Raw genomic sequence first — 15,338 nt, 5'->3', positions numbered from 1 at the left:
CGTATGGGCGTTGTTGTCATTATTGTTACGGTGCTGCTGTCGCTAGCCTCAGCGGGCACGATTTACCGCATCGCCAAGGGTCCCTCATTGCTCGACCGGGTGATTGCCGCCGATGTTTTATTGGCGATTTTCGGTGCGGCGCTGACCACAGAAATGGCTATGAATCGACACATCGATAATTTGGCGTTGCTAGTGGTGCTGACGGTCATTGGTTTTATTGGCTCTGTCACGGTTGCCCGTTTCGTGGCTCATAGGAAAGAGGACGTATGAACACGTTGCTTGATGTCCTCACGGGCGTTGCCTTGATCCTAGGCGCGTTTATGAGTCTCGCCGCAGCTATCGGTTTGCTACGTTTCCCTGACCTCATGAGCCGCATGCACGCCGCCACCAAGCCGCAGGTTCTGGGCTTGCTGTTGATGTTGACGGGATTGGGCCTGCAGATGCGATCCTGGACGCTGCTGCCGTTGCTCATCGTGGCGTGGCTATTCCAGCTGCTGACCGTGCCCGTCTCAGCCCATATGGTGGGTCGCGCCGGCTACAGAACCAAGCACCGCGCCCCAGAAACGTTGAGCGTGGACGAGCTCGAGCAAGTCGTGGCCGCAGTAGTCGAGGATGACTCAAAGAAGTAATCGTCACAATGGCGTGCCCAAGGTGATCACCGATCGTCGCGGGTGACACGCAAAAGGCCCCGTCCGGCGTCGTATTAACGCGCGGAACGGGGCCAACTGTGCAAGGAGGTTAGACCTCTTCGGGGTGCTTGTTGAAGCGGGCGATGGCCTTCTGCGTGGTGCGTCCGGCGAGGGTCTGAATGATGGCCGCCACGACGGAGGAGACGAGCGCGAAGGTCAGCGCCGAGCGGAGACTGCTCTCGAGGTCGGCGCCGTCCTTAGGCGGCTTGTTCCCGGTGCTTTTCTCCCAGACGGTATCCACGAGCTTGCTGGCGACAAATCCAGCTCCGATACTCACGCCGGTTCCGAGCAACTTGAAAACAATGTTCATGAAGGGCTCCTTTAAGTATTTGTTAGGGCCAGCCTAACCGCATCCTGCGCCGCCGAGGTAGCCCGTGAGCGCACGAAGCGCGAGGTTCCTGTGACGGCACATTAGTTTCCGCGATGGGCGGGAGGTAAACTGAAGCCGCAATTCAAACACGACAGGGGAGCGTCATCCCATCCTGGGAAGCGACGCTGAGAGTGCGGTTCGCCGCAGACCCTCGAACCTGCTCCGGCTAGTACCGGCGAAGGGAGTCGAGTTCTCTTCGGCTGCGCGGAAATACCGTCGCGGCCGCCCCTCCTGCAAAGGAGGAAACATGAGTAAGTCATTCGCGGGCGAAAACGCCCCGCAAGCACAGCAACAAAACAAGAAGTCCACGTGGCGCGTGGTCGATATTGTTGTGGTTTCAGTTCTCGGTGTCGCCGTGGGCGTCATTTTCTGGCTCTGGTCCGCGGGCTACGGCTTCATCAGCGCCTTCACCGCCGCCTTCCCACCGATCGGTGGACTTTACGGTGGTGGCTGGCTGATCGCCGGAGTTCTCGGTGGACTGGTCATCCGCAAACCCGGTGCAGCCTTGTACTGCGAATTGATCGCCGCCATCGTTGAGGGCCTCCTGGGCACCCACTTTGGGTTTACCGTGCTGCTCTCCGGACTCGTTCAGGGTCTCGGTGCCGAGCTGGGCTTCGCCATTTTCCGATACCGCAAGTTCAACCTTCTCGCGGCTCTTGTAGCTGGCGGGCTTGCCGGTTTGGCGATGGGTATCAACGACAGCGTGCTGTGGAACATCGTCTGGGCCTTTGAATGGAAGGCTGTTTACGTGGTCCTGGCCATCATTTCCGGGGCTGTCATCGCCGGCCTGCTCTCCTGGCTTGCCGTACGCGGTTTGGCCCGAACGGGAGCTCTGTCGAACCTGCCCTCGCGCAACGCCGCTACCGAACGCGCGGTGTAGCTATGGCTTCGGCGCAGCTGGGCGCCCCCGCGCGAATCAGCGCCAAAGGATGGGGCTGGCAGCATTCGGGGCGTAGCGGTCGTGCCGTTCACGACCTGGACTTGGAGATTGCCCCGGGGGAGCGCGTGCTGCTCTTGGGGCCTTCTGGTGCCGGAAAATCGACGCTGCTCCACGCCTTGGCGGGTGTCCTTGGCGACGATGAGGACGCAAATGAGTCGGGCGAACTGCTCATCGATGGCCGGCCCGTTGCGGAATCCCGCGGCCGGGCCGGGCTCATGCAGCAGGACCCCGACGCCCAAGTTGTGCTCTCGCGCATCGGCGACGATGCGGCTTTCGGTGCCGAGAATTTGTCGGTTCCGCGGGAGGAAATTTGGCGCCGGGTGGGTGCCGCCCTGGAATCCGTTGGCCTGAATCTTCCGCTTGACCACCCCAGCTCCGCGCTGTCCGGTGGGCAAAAGCAGCGTCTAGGCCTGGCCGGAATGTTGGCCATGCGCCCGGGCTTGCTGTTGCTGGATGAACCCACCGCCAACCTCGATCCGGCCGGCGTGGTTGAGGTGCGCGATGCTGTGCGCCGCAGCCTCGATGAAAGCGGCGCCACCCTGGTCGTGGTTGAGCACCGGGTCGCGGTGTGGCTCGACGTGGTCGACCGGATCGTGGTCTTGGCCCCGAGTCGACTCGGCGAGCCCGGCGGTGTCCTCTTCGACGGCCCGCCCGCCACGGTCATGGCACAGAGCCGGGAGTTGTTGGCTGCGGCAGGGATCTGGGTGCCTGGTTACGTCCCCGCGGTTCGGCCCCGGAACGCCGACTCTGCTGACATGCACGACGCCGGCCAGCAGCTTTTGCTTCTGGCGTCGGCTCTTGCCGTCTCCCGCACCAAGGGACGGCGACGTCACCCGGTGGTTCCGGCTGCCGTGGTGCCAACAGTTCAGGTGCTGGCCGGGGAAGCGCTGAGCGTGACCGGAGCCAATGGAACCGGAAAATCGACCCTCGCGTTGACGCTTGCCGGGCTACTGGCTCCCGTAGGCGGTGATCTCACGGCGCTTCCTCCGCTGGCTCGCGGCGCGGGCTCATCGCCCTTGAAGTGGCGTGGGCGTGATTTGATCAGCCGCATCGGCACGGTTTTTCAAGAACCGGAGCATCAGTTCATTGCCAATAGCGTCAGGGAGGAGCTGTTGTTTGCGCCGAAGCTCTTAGGGCGCGGGGTCGACTCCGTGGATGATCTGCTCGCGCGGCTGCGACTTGAACACCTCGCCGACGCTAACCCGTTCACGCTGTCCGGAGGCGAGAAGCGTCGCCTCTCCGTGGCGACCGTGCTGGCGGCCAGTCCGCAACTCTTGATTCTGGACGAGCCGACTTTTGGGCAAGATGCAAACACCTGGGCCGAATTGGCATCTCTGCTGACGGAGCTCCTGGATGCCGGGACCGCGGTGGTGTCTGTGACGCATGATGCGGCGTTTAGCGCCGTGCTCGGCGGACGGCACTTGCGCCTGGGTGACCACCCGGAACTGGTGGAGAGTCACTCTGTGCTGAGGGAGGCGCGACGATGAGCGTTGACATTATTGCCACACCGCGCTCGACGGCGTGGCTGGCTCACGCCAATCCACTGGCGAAACTCGGGGCAGGCCTGACCCTGACACTGGTGTTGCTCATCAGCGTGGACTGGGTTTCTGCCAGCGTCGCGCTGATCCTGGAATGCGCGGTGTTGCCGCTGGCCGGGCTGAGTCTGCGCATGTTGTTGCTGCGGGGCTGGCCCATCTTGTTGGCGGCCATCGTGGGCGGCTACGGAACGGCCCTGCTGGCACCTAAAACCGGTGAGCTCATCGTGGCGTGGGGACCCATCATCTTCACCAGTGACTCGATCGAGGCCGGTATTGCCATTGCCCTGCGTGGCATGGCCATCGCCTTGCCCGGAATTATCGTGTTGGCTTCGACAGATCCCACTGATCTGGCCGACGCACTGGCGCAGAAACTACGGCTGCCGCATCGTTTTGTGTTGGGCGCACTGGCTGCCATGCGACTCGTGGGACTGCTTGTGGCAGAATGGCAAACCCTCGGTATGGCACGCCGTGCCCGCGGGGTGGGTGGCGAACCCGGCCTCTTGCGTGGACTTAAAGCGCAGCTGGGGCAGGCCATGGCGTTGCTCATCCAGGCCGTTCGGCGGGCCACGCGGCTCGCCGTCACGATGGAGGCAAAGGGCTTCGGTGCGGGCCCCCGCACGTGGGCGCGGGTGTCCACCTACTCGCGGCAGGACCTCTGGATCGTGAGTGGGGGAGTGGCGATGGCTGCCGTTTCGGTGAGTGCCGCCGTCGTACTGGAGACCTGGAATCCGGTGTTTGGCTAAAGGTTCGGCGATTCCCGTGGGTGTGCTGCTCATTTCAGGGGTGGGGCCGGGGTACCGTTAGAAGGTATCTCGGCCCCATGCCCAGAATTAGACCATCGAATTTATCGCACCTGATGGATATATATCCATATTTATCGCGAAGACTGTCCAAATGGTCACATTATTCTAAGAAATATGCATACCGTGATATAAAAGTCTTATGACTCAAATGGCTGCAGAAACCGTTGGCGTATTGGTTCGAGATGCGCGCACCGATAAAGGTTGGACCCAAGGCGAATTGGCGACCCACCTGGGGACGAGCCAAAGTGCCGTGGCCCGCATGGAACAAGGCAAGCAGAATCTGAGCCTGAAGATGATCCAGCGTATGGAAACCCTGCTGGAAGCCAATCTCTTCAGCGTTGGCGCCACCTCCAAGAACGCCGTCACGCACCTGCGCGTCCACGGTGGCCGGGAACTGTCCGGCAGCGTTGACGTCAATACCAGCAAGAACGCCGGCGTGGCTCTCCTGTGTGCCAGCCTGCTCAACCGCGGCACCACCACGCTGCGCCGCCTGGCCCGCATCGAAGAGGTCAACCGCATTGTGGAGCTGCTGACCTCGATCGGTGTCGAGTGCACCTGGCTCAAGGACAACGATCTGCAGATCCGCCGCCCCGCCGTGCTGGATCTTGCCGCCATGGATATCGCCGCCGCCAAGCGCACCCGCAGCGTCATCATGCTGCTGGGCCCGCTGCTCGACGAGGAAGATACCTACCGCATTCCGTACGCCGGTGGCTGCGATCTGGGCACCCGCACCGTGGAGCCGCACATGCAGGCGCTGCGCGAGTTCGGGCTCGGCGTCATCGCCCACGACGGGTTCTACCAGGTGCAGGCCCCCGTCAGCGACACCGAGGACCGCACCTTTGTGCTGACCGAACGTGGTGACACCGTCACCGAAAACGCCATCATGGCCGCCGCGCACCGCGAGGGCACCACCGTGATTCGCAACGCCAGCCCCAACTACATGGTCCAGGATCTCTGCTTCTACCTGCAGGCGCTCGGCGTCACGGTGGAAGGCGTGGGATCCACGACGCTGACCATCAAGGGCAAGTCACGCATCGACATGGACATCGAGTACGCGCCGTCCGAGGACCCCATCGAGGCCATGAGCCTGATTACCGCTGGTATCGTGACGAAGTCCAAGGTCACGGTCAAGCGCGTTCCTATCGAGTTCATGGAAATTGAGCTCAAGGTGCTCGAGCAGATGGGCTTCCGCTACCTCAAGAGCGCCGAATACATGGCCCGCAACGGCAAGACCCGCCTCGTTGACATCACGACGCTACCGTCCGAGCTCAGGGCCGCCCCGGATAAGATCCACCCCATGCCGTTCCCGGGTCTGAACATTGACAACCTACCGTTCTTCGCCGTGATTGCCTCTTGCGCGCAGGGCACCACGCTGATCCACGATTGGGTGTACGAGGGCCGCGCCATTTACCTGACGGAGCTCAACCGACTCGGCGCCGGCGTGCGCCTGCTCGACCCGCACCGCATCGACATCAAGGGCCCCACGGCCTGGCGTGCCGCCGAGATCGGTTGCCCGCCCGCACTGCGCCCGGCCGCCTGCATCCTGCTGGCCATGCTCGCCGCGAAGGGTACCAGCGAACTCCGCAACATCTACGTCATCGAGCGTGGCTATGAAGATCTCGCCGAGCGCCTGAACACGATTGGCGCCGAGATCGAGTACTTCCAGGACTAAACTCTTTTCCAAGCACGACGGCGGCCGGTGACCTTGTGCGAAAAGGTTACCGGCCGCTTGTGTTTGGGTAAACTCGAGCTATGTTCCCTTGGACGAAACGTGACACCGTAGCTGCCCTCCCGCCCGCCGCCATCCCCCGAAGCGGTGGCATTCCATGGCAAGGGGAGGGGATAAGTGCCGTCGACGTGGACCTGCCGCACGGGCGCAAAGGCACCCGACTTATCCATTGCGTGCAGCTACGCGTTGGCGAGTTCACGGTGGAATTCATGTTCCAAGAGGTGCTCGATCTCCTCAACGGACGGGTTCACGTGGTTGACCCCATGGGCCGCTCCCACGACGTCTTCCTTTGCGACGCCAGCGGCGTGGAGGCCGCCGCGACGGCCTCCGAGACCGGCGCCTGGATGGCGAAGTTCCCCTCCGACGCGCTGGTCATCATGCGGGTGCCCGTGACCGAGCCGCCTGTGATCATCCTCCCCGCCGACGCTGTGGCGAGCCTGTCCGAGTGGGTGCGGAAACAGCCTAAATAGCGGCCAGCGCCTGCGCCAGATCGGCCTTGAGGTCATTGACATCCTCGAGGCCCACGGACAAGCGCAGGAAACCATCGGAGAGCCCAATCGCCGCGCGTGCCTCCGGGCCCATGGCGCGGTGCGTCGTCGTGGCGGGGTGCGTGATGAGGGACTTCGCATCGCCTAGGTTGTTGGAAATATCGATGATTTGCAAGGCGTTGAGCAGCGCAAACGCCGCGTCTTTTGTGGTTCCCTTGGCAGGCTCGGCCAACTCAAACGTCAATACCGTACCGCCGGCCTTCATCTGCTTCTTCGCCAGCTCATACTGGGGGTGTGACGGCAGATGGGGATACAGCACGCGGCTGATCTGCGACTGTGCCTCCAGGAATTCGCCCAGCGCCAACGCATTCGTGCAGGAGTGCGTCACGCGCAGATTCATGGTCTCCAAACCCTTCGTCAGTACCCAGGCGTTGAAGGCCGAGAGGGCCGGGCCGGTGTGGCGCATGAGGTTCTTGACGGGTCCGTCGATGAATTCCTTGGTGCCGAGAATGGCGCCGCCCAGCACTCGGCCCTGCCCGTCGATGTGCTTGGTGCCCGAGTACACCACGATGTCCGCACCGAAATCGCCACAACGTTGCAGCAGCGGTGTCGCGAAGACATTGTCGGCCACAACCTGGGCGCCGGCCGCATGCGCCAGATCGCACACGGCCTGCACATCCACGATTTCCTGCATGGGATTCGAGGGCGATTCAAAGAACACGGCGGTGGTGGGCACCGAAAGCGCCTCACGCCATTGCTCAAGGTCCGGCCCGTCGACGAACACGGTCTCGACGCCCCAGCGCGGCAAGAGTTCGTTCAGAATCACAAAGCAGGAGCCAAAGAGTGAGCGCGCGGCAACCACTCGATCGCCCGCGGCCAACAATGCGCCCAACGCGGTGAAGACGGCGGACATGCCCGACGCCGTCGCAAAGCACGCCTCCTTGCCCTCGAGCAATCGCAGCCGTTCCTGGAAGGTCGCCACCGACGGGTTGCCGTAGCGTGAGTACACGAAGCGGTCTACCTCGCCCGTGAACGCCTGCTCGGCGGCTTCGGCTGACTCGTAGACAAAGCCCGAGTTCAAAAATAACGCCTCGGATGTTTCCTGAAAGTTGGTCCGGTCCAGCCCGCCGCGCACCGCCGCGGTGTCTTCGGCCCACGTGGCGGCGTGCTCGTTAAAGTTGCTCAATTGCTGTTCCTTGGCTTTTGCTGATGCTGATGGAGTACGACGGCGGCACAACTATTGATGTGCTTGGGCTCGCCTTGGGTGGTGGCTGGGGCTAGCGCCAGGGCAGTTTTCGGTTCTTCCAGCCGTTGACCACCCTGTCGCCGTAGCGATCGGGTTCGCCTTCAAAGCCTTCGAGGACGTTATAGGCCGTGTATCCGGCGGCCGTGGCAGCCTCGGCGGCGGCGATGGAGCGTGCGCCCGAGCGACACAAGACGATGAGCGGCTTGTCGGTGGGGACCTGGGCCTGCAGTTCACTGAGGAACTCGGGGTTGTTGCGGCCCGTGGCCAGATTCCACTGGATAAAGACGGGCTCGGTCTTGAGCGAGGAGGTATCGGGGACGCCGATGTGGGTCCATTCGCCATCCGTGCGGACGTCGAGCAGCACAGCCCCGGCCGCTACGTGCTCCCAAGCTGTCGTGGGTGCGAGATCTCCGGCGTAGCTCATGCGATGCCTTCGCCGTCAAAGTCCAGCTCGGAATCAAGGTCGTCGAGGGCGTTGGCCACGGCGACATCGCTGCTGGCGACGGTCTGCGGGAGGATGACGGCCTGGGCGCAAATGACGTCGCTGCCGTTGAAGGTCACGGCGGGTCCGCCGTGGAGGACATAGCCATCGGCGAGAGCTGCCGAGATGCGCTCACAAAAAGTGCGGTCGTCGGGGCCGGTGATTAGGCGGTACGCCAGGGGTGCTTCGTTCGCAGACATGGGTCTCTCCTCATTGCATGTGGCTGACAGATGCAAGCGGGAGGTGGCTGCGGCGCATAAAGCGATACTTCTGACGCTGCTGGAGGGTTCACGCTTGCAAACACCCGCCGTTGGTTGCTGGGTTTGCCGAGTAGTCACCTGAGGCACCCCGCCGAAAAGAGGGTTGCCGGCCAGCAAGTCAGGGCTTGATACTGGCACTCATTACTCACCTTGAAAGTAACACATACCTTCGGGGTGAGGGATAAAAACATTTCATGTGTGGCGCAACATGACGGCAGGTTTGTATACAGGTGCTCCGCGCAACTGGCAAGATATTGCCATGACCACCACGCGCATCTTTGCCGCAGCCCGTTTCCTGTTCGGAGCCGTAACCCTTATTGCCGTGGGAACCCAACTGGGGATCCACATCAGCAACGGCTTTTCGGTGCTGAACTTCTTTAGCTACTTCACGAATCTCTCCAATATCTTTGCCGCCGTGGTGCTGCTTGTGGAGTCGATTTTGACATGGCAAGGGAAGACCTTAGGGCCGTCGTGGCAACTCTTGCGAGGCATCTCCGTGGTCTGCATGGCGCTCGTGGGCATCGTTTTTCAGGCCCTGCTGCGTGATGTGGATCTGGGCTCGCTGCTGCCCTGGATCAATACCTGGCTGCACTACGTCATGCCCGTCGTGATCGTGGCCGACTGGCTGATCCAATCCCCGCGCCACCTCATTGCACTGCGTACATTGTGGCTCGCCCTGCTGTTCCCGCTGGTGTATCTGGCGTATTCGCTGATTCGCGGCGCGGCCATCGGATGGTATGCCTACCCGTTCCTGAACCCGAGTTCCGGTGGCTACGGCCCTGTCGCGATCACCTGTGTCATCGTTGCCGTCGCCTTCGTCGTGACCAGCGCCGTGCTGTTCTGGTTGGCGAATAAGTTCCGCCCGCTGATCCCTACAGCGTCGTTGCTAGAAGTGCGCTGAGCTCTTCACTGAGTTCGGCACGGATGGCTGCCGTGCCAATTTCCTTGCCGTCGATCGTGTTGACGGGGGCCAGTAGTCGCAGACTCGAAATCAACCACACCGCGTCGGCATCCAGCAGATCCGCTGGCGTCACGGGGCCGTAGCCCAGCTCCCAACCGGCCTCCTTGGCTGCCGCGAACAAGGCGCCCTGCGTGGTGCCGGGCAAGATGCCGGTGTCCAGATGCGGTGTGATAAGTCGCTTCACGGGAACGCCTGAGTCGTCGGAAATATGCGCCAACAGCACGGACGAGGTGGGTCCTTCCAGCACGAGATCGTCACCGCTCGTGAAGATCACGTCATCGGCACCTTGCTCATGGGCGTGACGCAGTGCCGCCATATTGACGGCGTAGGAAAGCGTCTTGGCGCCCAGCAGCAGCCAGGGTGCGCGGGCCGAGATGCCACTGTCATAACCACGCTCGAGCAAGAGGACGTCCAAGCCCTTGGCACGTTGTTCGGCTAACGCCGGCGAAATGGCCGAAACCTGCACCCACGCCGTGGGGGTATTGGCGCCCTCGGGGCCGCGGGTCACCACGAGCTTGACCACACATTGGGCAGGGGCGTCTGCTGCTGGTGCCGAAGCCAGCGCAACGCTTGCCGAGAAGGCGGTGACCGCCGTCGTAATAGCCGCCTGCCAGAGCTCGGCAGCGGGGATGACGAGGTCCATGGTCCGGGCCGAACCGGCGAGCCGCTCGAGGTGGGCCTGGATCTTGCGCGGGGTGCCGTCGACCGCGAGCAGAGACTCAAAAATCCCGTCCCCCCGCGTGACACCTTGGTCCGTGGCCAGAAGGCTCGGGGTGGCAGCATCGACCAATCGGCCTGCGGGGTGGGCGGGATCCAAGAAAACCAAAACTGTCATGCGATAGAGCTTAGCGCCCTACATGTGGCTCCTTGCCAAAGGTCAACGCCCGCACGAGGCCGACGACACCCAAAATGATCAGCGTGATGGCCGTGATGAGCAGCAACCAGGCGGCCGTCCAGCCGGGAACCGCCAGCACCATAACACCGGCGATGATGCTCACGATGCCGAAGATGGTCGCCCAGAGACGGCTGTTGCTCTTGCCGGCCTCGACCATGGCGATGACACCTTCAATGATCCAGCCGATGCCGATCATGATGACCGTGAAGATCAACAACAGCTCGCCCGTTGCCGAGGAGTTGCGCACCGTGATGATGCCAGCAATCAAGACGAGCAGGCCCAGGAGGACGTCGAGGATGCGGGTGCCCGCGGAGAGGCTGTGGCTGAAGATGCCTACGCCCATCTTGACGGCGCCCGTGATGAGGAAGTTAATGCCGAGGAACACGGCGACCACGGCCAGAGTCTTGGTGGGCCAGAAAAGCAAGATAATACCAAGCCCGAGGGCTGCGACGGCGCTGATGGCAAAGGCGATGCGCAAACCCGTGATGGCCTGCTCGGTGAGTGAGTTGGGTTCGATAGATAAGGTATCGATAGTGACGTGCGGGCTATTCATGGCGGGCGTCCTTAGCGGTAGAACCGGAAATTATGCTCAGCCTAACCGGATGAGGCTGTCCGGTGCGGTGTGTGACAGGCTTTGCCGTGATGTCGCTTGGTGCAGCGTGATTGCCGATAGGCTGTTCTCAATTGCGGGGGCCATGACCAGAAGGCAGCCGAATCGATGATAAGAGAGGGCTAGATGGTTTGGACCGCATTTAGTCTGCCAACGAACAGTGTCTGGCTTTCGGCACTGGTGCTGCTTGTCGACATGGGTATTCGGATTGCCGTACTGGGCATCATCCCCGGTAATCGCCGGCCCACGACCGCCATGGCCTGGCTGCTATGTATCTTTTTCCTGCCCTATGTTGGCTTGATCTTGTTTTTGATGTTTGGAAACTTCCGCCTGTCGCGGCGGCGGCGGGAGAACCAAGCCGCCGTCAACAAGCGCATCTTGGAAGGCACCAAGGAAGTCGCCTCTCTCGTGCCCGACTATGAGGGCCCGGCCTGGGTGAAGTCCGCCATGGAGCTCAACCAAAATCTAGGCTATTTCCCCGCACTGGGTGGCAATACCGTGCAACTCATCGAAGGCTATCAAGAGTCCCTGGATGCCATGGCCGAGGAAATTAGCCGCGCCAAGAATTTCGTTAACGCGGAGTTTTACATCATGAGCTCGGATGACTCCACCGACAAGTTGTTCCGTGAGCTCGAGGCCGCGGCCGAACGCGGCGTCCGCGTGCGGGTGCTTTTTGACCATATTGGCTCGCTCCGAGTGCCTGGTTACCGGGATATGATTCGCCGGCTCAAGGCCAGCAAGATTCAATGGCGCCGCATGTTGCCCCTGCTGCCCGTCAAGGGCCAGTGGCGTCGACCGGACCTGCGCAATCACCGCAAGATTCTTGTCGTGGATGGCAGGGTGGGCTTCACCGGATCCCAAAATCTCATCGAACCGTCATACCGGCAGAAGAAGAACCGCAAGATCGGGCGCGAATGGGTTGAACTCATGTCCCGGCTGGAGGGGCCCATCGTAGGAACCCTCAACGTCATGTTTGCCACCGACTGGTCCTCGGAAACCGAGGAGTCCTTGGCGTCGCAACTGGCCACGGATCACTGGGATTCCTTCGCGGGCGGTTCCTTGTGCCAGGTGGTGCCCAGCGGGCCGGGATTTGTCACGGAGAATAATCTGCGGCTGTTTAACACGCTGCTGTACTCGGCCGAAGAGTGCATCACGATCTCCAGCCCTTATTTTGTGCCGGATGATTCGCTGTTGTACGCCATCACCACGGCGGCCCAGCGTGGCATTGTGGTGGAGCTGTTCGTGTCAGAGGCGGGGGACCAGTTCCTGGTCCATCACGCTCAGCGCTCCTACTATGAGGCACTCCTCAAGGCCGGGGTCAGGATCTTCCTGTATCCCAAGCCCTTTGTGCTCCATGCCAAGCACTTCACGGTGGATTCCGACGTGGCCATCATTGGCTCCTCCAATATGGATATGCGCAGCTTCTCTCTGAACCTTGAAGTCACTGTCATGATGATCGACCGTGAAGTGGTCCAACAGATGCACACCGTCGAGGACCACTACCGTGCCATCTCACGGGAGCTGAAACTCGAGGAGTGGCTCGAGCGGCCCGTTCTCGCCCGCTATGTGGACAATGTGGCTCGCCTGACGGCCACGCTGCAATAGCTCTGGGAGGATTTGATGTTGCTAGCCCGGGAACTCTGAGCCCAAGGTAGACAGCACGCCGTAGGCCTTGGCCTGAATTTCCTGCCACTCCGCCTCGTCCTCGGAGTCGGCCGTGATGGCGCCGCCGATCCCCAGCGAAAGGTGAGTGCCGCCGTCGTCCGTGTCCTGTAAGACCAAGGTGCGAATCACCACGGAGAGATCCACCGCGGCGTTGAGCGAGAAATAGCCGATGGCGCCCGAATAGATGCCGCGCGGGCCCGCCTCGAGCTCGTCCAGGATGGCCATGGTGCTGATCTTCGGCGCGCCCGTCATGGACCCGGCCGGGAACGCCGCGGCGACGGCCTGCGCCCGGGAACTGCCCGAGGCCAGCTGCGCCTCGATCGTGCTGACCATCTGATGCACCGTCGCGTAGCTTTCAATCGCGCACAGGCGCGGCACGGTGAGCGAGTGCGGCAGCGCGAAACGCGACAGGTCATTGCGCAGCAGATCGACGATCATAATGTTTTCCGCCCGATCCTTCAGGGCCGTGGCGAGATCGGCCTTGAGTGCGGCATCCTCGGCGGGGTCAGGATCGCGGCGCCGGGTGCCCTTGATGGGCTCGGCGCGCATGAGCCCGGCGGTGTCAATGCGCAGAAAACGCTCGGGCGAGGTGCTGCACACGCTTAGCTTGCCGAGGCGCAGGAAGGCGGCAAAGGGCGCGGGATTGCGCCGACGCAGCGCCCGATAGCTCGCCCACGCATCCACCCGCTCCGGGGTGTGCGCCTCCAGCTGGGTGGTCAGGCAGATCTCGTAACTATTGCCGTCGTGGATCTCGGCCTGTGCCGCGGCGATCATGTCCTTATAGCGGCGCTCGCCGTCCCAAGCCGTAAACCTTGGGGGTGTGCCCGTGATGGTCGACGCCGGACTCGTGCCTTCGCTGCCCCGGCTCGCCTGGGTGGTGGCGTGCGCCGCGCGGACCGCCGCCTGGAATTCTGCAGCCTCGCGCTCAGATCCGGGCAGGTGCGGGCCGCTCAACGTCAAGGCATAGAGACAGTTCTCTTGGTGGTCCAGCACCACGGCGCGCCCGGTAAAAAGCAGGGCGGCGTCAGGTACGGCGGCCGGGCCGAGCGCTGCGGCGCCGCCGGTCTCGGCCTTGAGTTCGTAGCCAAGGTAACCCAGCCAGCCGAGGGTAAAATCGCCGGGATAATGCTGTGGTGCCCGAACCGCTTTCCGGCCCCAGACCGAATCGAGCCACGGGAAAAACGGGCCGCGAATCCGGGTCGTGAGCTGGCCGGAGATGACGGTTGTCAGGCCCTGTTCGTGGCGGGCAACTTGCCCGAAGAGGCCTGAATTATCCGCCATGATGGAGAATCTGGAGCGCGCGGCAGCCTCGGCGCTGGGTGCTTCTGTGGCGGCTTTCTTGATTTCCGTCAGGGAGCTATCGAGCCACACGGCGGTGCGGGATTCCCCATACAACGCCTGAAAGAGTTCCTCGGCTGGGGGCAGAGCATCGATGCGTACGGCGGAGAGCTCCAGTCCGCGGCGTCGCGCCAGCTCGGGGGCAAGAACATGTTCCATCGCTGGGAGCTGGGTCAAGGCATCGAGGACATGAGCAGGTGCCTCGGCCACACCGTGGGTGCCATCGATCAAGATGTCGGCGTGCTCAGCGGAGGACGCGCCATCGAGGAGATGGTCTTCCTGTTCGGCCCAAATATCCCAGAAGGGTGCATAACTCTCACCATCGCGGGCCAGCGCCCGTTCCTTCCGAGCCTGGGTGGGCGTATCAACCCAGATGATCGCGTCGAGGAAGTCGGCGGCACGGCCATGGGAAGCACCCACACCTTCCACGAGCACCACGGGGGCAACAGCGGTGGTGCGGGAGGCGCCGTCGTGCTTGGCAGTCCAATCCCAGGCCGTCCACGTGGCCGACTGGCCCTCATGCAGCGGTCGCAATACAGAATCGATGTAACGCTCCACGCCACCAGCCAAGCCATCCCAGCCCGGATAAATGTCCTCGAGATGGAAGAGGGAAACGCTGCGGTGGCGGCGCAACAAGGCCGCGAGTTCCACGGCGATCGTGGTCTTGCCGGCGCCGGAGCGGCCGTCGACGGCGATGATGATGGGACGATCAGCCACGGGCGTGCGCCAAAATACCCGGAATGGCGGCCGAGATGAGATCCCAGCTGACCTCGAAGTCCTTCGCGTTGCCGTACCAGGGATCGGAAATGCCCTGTCGGGCTGTTCCCGCATTCGCCACGGCCGGGTCGAAGGAACGCAACATGCGCACCTTGGCGGCGGCCGCGGCGTCGGGTGCCAAGGCAAGGAGCGCGTCATAGTGGTCCGTGTCGAGGGCCAGGATCAAATCACGCTCGGCAAACCAGGCAGGCTGAAACTCCCGCGCGGCATGATCTGCGGCGGTAATGCCATGGTGGGCAAGGATGGCGGCGGCCCGTGGATCGATGTGATTTCCGACCTCCCATGCCGTGGTGCCGGAGGAATCAACCTCCACGGCCATGCCGGATTCAGCAGCAGCGCTCGCCACCATGAACTCAGCCATGGGGGAGCGGCAGATATTGCCGGTGCAAACGGTCATGATCCGGTAGGGATTACTCATGGGGGTCATTCTATCGGCGCTCTCGGCGGCGGACAGCGACCGGGGGCTAAATGCCCGTTCACTTGGCAGATCACGCCCCTTCACCCGCGCCATAGCGGCGTTATCTGCCAGGTCGATGGGCGCATCGGAG

The 15,338-nt window shown here is 62.5% G+C and carries 17 protein-coding genes and 2 riboswitches; of the genes, 9 read left to right on the top strand and 8 right to left on the bottom strand.

Annotated features, from left to right (window positions below; genetic code table 11):
* Positions 1–3: 3 nt before the first annotated feature.
* Together CVS30_RS07625 and mnhG are read left to right on the top strand one after the other, a co-directional pair.
* Positions 4–270, top strand: a complete 267-nt coding sequence (locus CVS30_RS07625; protein ID WP_110484729.1) for an MrpF/PhaF family protein — start codon at positions 4–6, stop codon at positions 268–270.
* Positions 267–629: a monovalent cation/H(+) antiporter subunit G gene (mnhG, locus tag CVS30_RS07620; RefSeq protein ID WP_110484728.1), complete on the top strand. Its 363-nt coding sequence runs from the start codon at positions 267–269 to the stop codon at positions 627–629. The genes CVS30_RS07625 and mnhG overlap by 4 nt, the downstream gene beginning before the upstream one ends.
* Before the next feature lie 109 nt (positions 630–738).
* Here the strand turns inward: mnhG and CVS30_RS07615 are convergent, their stop codons facing one another.
* Positions 739–999 carry a DUF4235 domain-containing protein gene (locus CVS30_RS07615; protein WP_110484727.1) on the bottom strand — a complete coding sequence of 87 codons (261 nt, stop codon included), beginning with the start codon at positions 997–999 and terminating at the stop codon, positions 739–741.
* A gap of 143 nt (positions 1,000–1,142) precedes the next feature.
* A riboswitch (TPP riboswitch) is annotated at positions 1,143–1,260 on the top strand.
* 46 nt (positions 1,261–1,306) lie between these two features.
* Here CVS30_RS07615 and CVS30_RS07610 point away from each other — a divergent pair.
* From CVS30_RS07610 to CVS30_RS07590, 5 genes are all read left to right on the top strand, one after another.
* Entirely contained in the window at positions 1,307–1,939 is a 633-nt protein-coding gene (locus CVS30_RS07610) for an ECF transporter S component (RefSeq protein ID WP_110484726.1), read from the top strand.
* A gap of 2 nt (positions 1,940–1,941) precedes the next feature.
* On the top strand, positions 1,942–3,486 hold the full coding sequence (locus tag CVS30_RS07605) for an ABC transporter ATP-binding protein (RefSeq protein WP_110484725.1): 1,545 nt from the start codon (positions 1,942–1,944) through the stop codon (positions 3,484–3,486).
* A complete protein-coding gene (locus CVS30_RS07600) occupies positions 3,483–4,280 on the top strand; it encodes an energy-coupling factor transporter transmembrane component T family protein (RefSeq protein ID WP_110484724.1) in 798 nt (265 codons plus the stop codon). The genes CVS30_RS07605 and CVS30_RS07600 overlap by 4 nt, the downstream gene beginning before the upstream one ends.
* A 199-nt stretch (positions 4,281–4,479) precedes the next feature.
* Complete coding sequence (locus CVS30_RS07595; RefSeq protein ID WP_110484723.1) at positions 4,480–6,012, top strand: UDP-N-acetylglucosamine 1-carboxyvinyltransferase; 1,533 nt, start codon at positions 4,480–4,482, stop codon at positions 6,010–6,012.
* A gap of 80 nt (positions 6,013–6,092) precedes the next feature.
* Positions 6,093–6,539: a hypothetical protein gene (locus tag CVS30_RS07590; protein WP_146233370.1), complete on the top strand. Its 447-nt coding sequence runs from the start codon at positions 6,093–6,095 to the stop codon at positions 6,537–6,539.
* Here CVS30_RS07590 and CVS30_RS07585 read toward each other — a convergent pair.
* The 3 genes from CVS30_RS07585 to CVS30_RS07575 all read right to left on the bottom strand — a co-directional run bounded on the left by CVS30_RS07585 (position 6,532) and on the right by CVS30_RS07575 (position 8,484).
* Complete coding sequence (locus CVS30_RS07585) at positions 6,532–7,743, bottom strand: O-succinylhomoserine sulfhydrylase (RefSeq protein ID WP_110484721.1); 1,212 nt, start codon at positions 7,741–7,743, stop codon at positions 6,532–6,534. The two genes, CVS30_RS07590 and CVS30_RS07585, sit on opposite strands and share 8 nt — an antisense overlap.
* Positions 7,744–7,834: 91 nt before the next feature.
* Positions 7,835–8,227: a rhodanese-like domain-containing protein gene (locus tag CVS30_RS07580; protein ID WP_110484720.1), complete on the bottom strand. Its 393-nt coding sequence runs from the start codon at positions 8,225–8,227 to the stop codon at positions 7,835–7,837.
* On the bottom strand, positions 8,224–8,484 hold the full coding sequence (locus CVS30_RS07575; protein ID WP_110484719.1) for a DUF1737 domain-containing protein: 261 nt from the start codon (positions 8,482–8,484) through the stop codon (positions 8,224–8,226). Before CVS30_RS07575 ends, CVS30_RS07580 begins: the two co-directional genes overlap by 4 nt.
* Before the next feature lie 85 nt (positions 8,485–8,569).
* A riboswitch (SAM riboswitch) is annotated at positions 8,570–8,690 on the bottom strand.
* A 113-nt stretch (positions 8,691–8,803) separates the two neighbouring features.
* Here CVS30_RS07575 and CVS30_RS07570 point away from each other — a divergent pair.
* Positions 8,804–9,445: a Pr6Pr family membrane protein gene (locus CVS30_RS07570; RefSeq protein ID WP_110484783.1), complete on the top strand. Its 642-nt coding sequence runs from the start codon at positions 8,804–8,806 to the stop codon at positions 9,443–9,445.
* Here CVS30_RS07570 and CVS30_RS07565 read toward each other — a convergent pair.
* Positions 9,417–10,340 carry an aminodeoxychorismate lyase gene (locus CVS30_RS07565; protein ID WP_110484718.1) on the bottom strand — a complete coding sequence of 308 codons (924 nt, stop codon included), beginning with the start codon at positions 10,338–10,340 and terminating at the stop codon, positions 9,417–9,419. The two genes, CVS30_RS07570 and CVS30_RS07565, sit on opposite strands and share 29 nt — an antisense overlap.
* Before the next feature lie 10 nt (positions 10,341–10,350).
* Positions 10,351–10,953 (bottom strand): HdeD family acid-resistance protein, encoded by a 603-nt coding sequence (locus tag CVS30_RS07560; RefSeq protein ID WP_110484717.1) that lies wholly within the window; start codon positions 10,951–10,953, stop codon positions 10,351–10,353.
* Between the two features lie 183 nt (positions 10,954–11,136).
* Here CVS30_RS07560 and cls point away from each other — a divergent pair, with 183 nt between their 5' ends.
* The gene (gene cls, locus CVS30_RS07555; RefSeq protein WP_110484716.1) at positions 11,137–12,615 is read left to right on the top strand and encodes a cardiolipin synthase; all 1,479 of its coding nucleotides are present in this window, start codon (positions 11,137–11,139) and stop codon (positions 12,613–12,615) included.
* 21 nt (positions 12,616–12,636) lie between these two features.
* Here cls and pabB read toward each other — a convergent pair whose 3' ends face one another.
* Positions 12,637–14,730: an aminodeoxychorismate synthase component I gene (pabB, locus tag CVS30_RS07550; RefSeq protein ID WP_110484715.1), complete on the bottom strand. Its 2,094-nt coding sequence runs from the start codon at positions 14,728–14,730 to the stop codon at positions 12,637–12,639.
* The gene (locus CVS30_RS07545; RefSeq protein WP_306418760.1) at positions 14,723–15,208 is read right to left on the bottom strand and encodes a low molecular weight protein-tyrosine-phosphatase; all 486 of its coding nucleotides are present in this window, start codon (positions 15,206–15,208) and stop codon (positions 14,723–14,725) included. The genes pabB and CVS30_RS07545 overlap by 8 nt, the downstream gene beginning before the upstream one ends.
* Between the last annotated feature and the right edge of the window lie 130 nt (positions 15,209–15,338).

This window comes from Arthrobacter psychrolactophilus (genome assembly GCF_003219795.1).
Lineage (GTDB): Bacteria > Actinomycetota > Actinomycetes > Actinomycetales > Micrococcaceae > Specibacter > Specibacter psychrolactophilus.
Note: the sequence above shows the minus strand (reverse complement) of the source record. Positions and strands in the feature narration are given on the sequence as shown.

What these genes read in the sequence shown, in the direction of transcription:
- CVS30_RS07575 (WP_110484719.1), bottom strand. Translation starts at nt 8,484, where the DNA reads ATGTCTGCGAACGAAGCACCCCTGGCGTACCGCCTAATCACCGGCCCC.
- CVS30_RS07590 (WP_146233370.1), top strand. Translation starts at nt 6,093, where the DNA reads ATGTTCCCTTGGACGAAACGTGACACCGTAGCTGCCCTCCCGCCCGCC.
- CVS30_RS07565 (WP_110484718.1), bottom strand. Translation starts at nt 10,340, where the DNA reads ATGACAGTTTTGGTTTTCTTGGATCCCGCCCACCCCGCAGGCCGATTG.
- CVS30_RS07545 (WP_306418760.1), bottom strand. Translation starts at nt 15,208, where the DNA reads ATGAGTAATCCCTACCGGATCATGACCGTTTGCACCGGCAATATCTGC.
- CVS30_RS07570 (WP_110484783.1), top strand. Translation starts at nt 8,804, where the DNA reads ATGACCACCACGCGCATCTTTGCCGCAGCCCGTTTCCTGTTCGGAGCC.
- CVS30_RS07600 (WP_110484724.1), top strand. Translation starts at nt 3,483, where the DNA reads ATGAGCGTTGACATTATTGCCACACCGCGCTCGACGGCGTGGCTGGCT.
- CVS30_RS07580 (WP_110484720.1), bottom strand. Translation starts at nt 8,227, where the DNA reads ATGAGCTACGCCGGAGATCTCGCACCCACGACAGCTTGGGAGCACGTA.
- CVS30_RS07595 (WP_110484723.1), top strand. Translation starts at nt 4,480, where the DNA reads ATGACTCAAATGGCTGCAGAAACCGTTGGCGTATTGGTTCGAGATGCG.
- CVS30_RS07625 (WP_110484729.1), top strand. Translation starts at nt 4, where the DNA reads ATGGGCGTTGTTGTCATTATTGTTACGGTGCTGCTGTCGCTAGCCTCA.
- CVS30_RS07610 (WP_110484726.1), top strand. Translation starts at nt 1,307, where the DNA reads ATGAGTAAGTCATTCGCGGGCGAAAACGCCCCGCAAGCACAGCAACAA.
- mnhG (WP_110484728.1), top strand. Translation starts at nt 267, where the DNA reads ATGAACACGTTGCTTGATGTCCTCACGGGCGTTGCCTTGATCCTAGGC.
- cls (WP_110484716.1), top strand. Translation starts at nt 11,137, where the DNA reads ATGGTTTGGACCGCATTTAGTCTGCCAACGAACAGTGTCTGGCTTTCG.
- CVS30_RS07560 (WP_110484717.1), bottom strand. Translation starts at nt 10,953, where the DNA reads ATGAATAGCCCGCACGTCACTATCGATACCTTATCTATCGAACCCAAC.
- CVS30_RS07615 (WP_110484727.1), bottom strand. Translation starts at nt 999, where the DNA reads ATGAACATTGTTTTCAAGTTGCTCGGAACCGGCGTGAGTATCGGAGCT.
- CVS30_RS07605 (WP_110484725.1), top strand. Translation starts at nt 1,942, where the DNA reads ATGGCTTCGGCGCAGCTGGGCGCCCCCGCGCGAATCAGCGCCAAAGGA.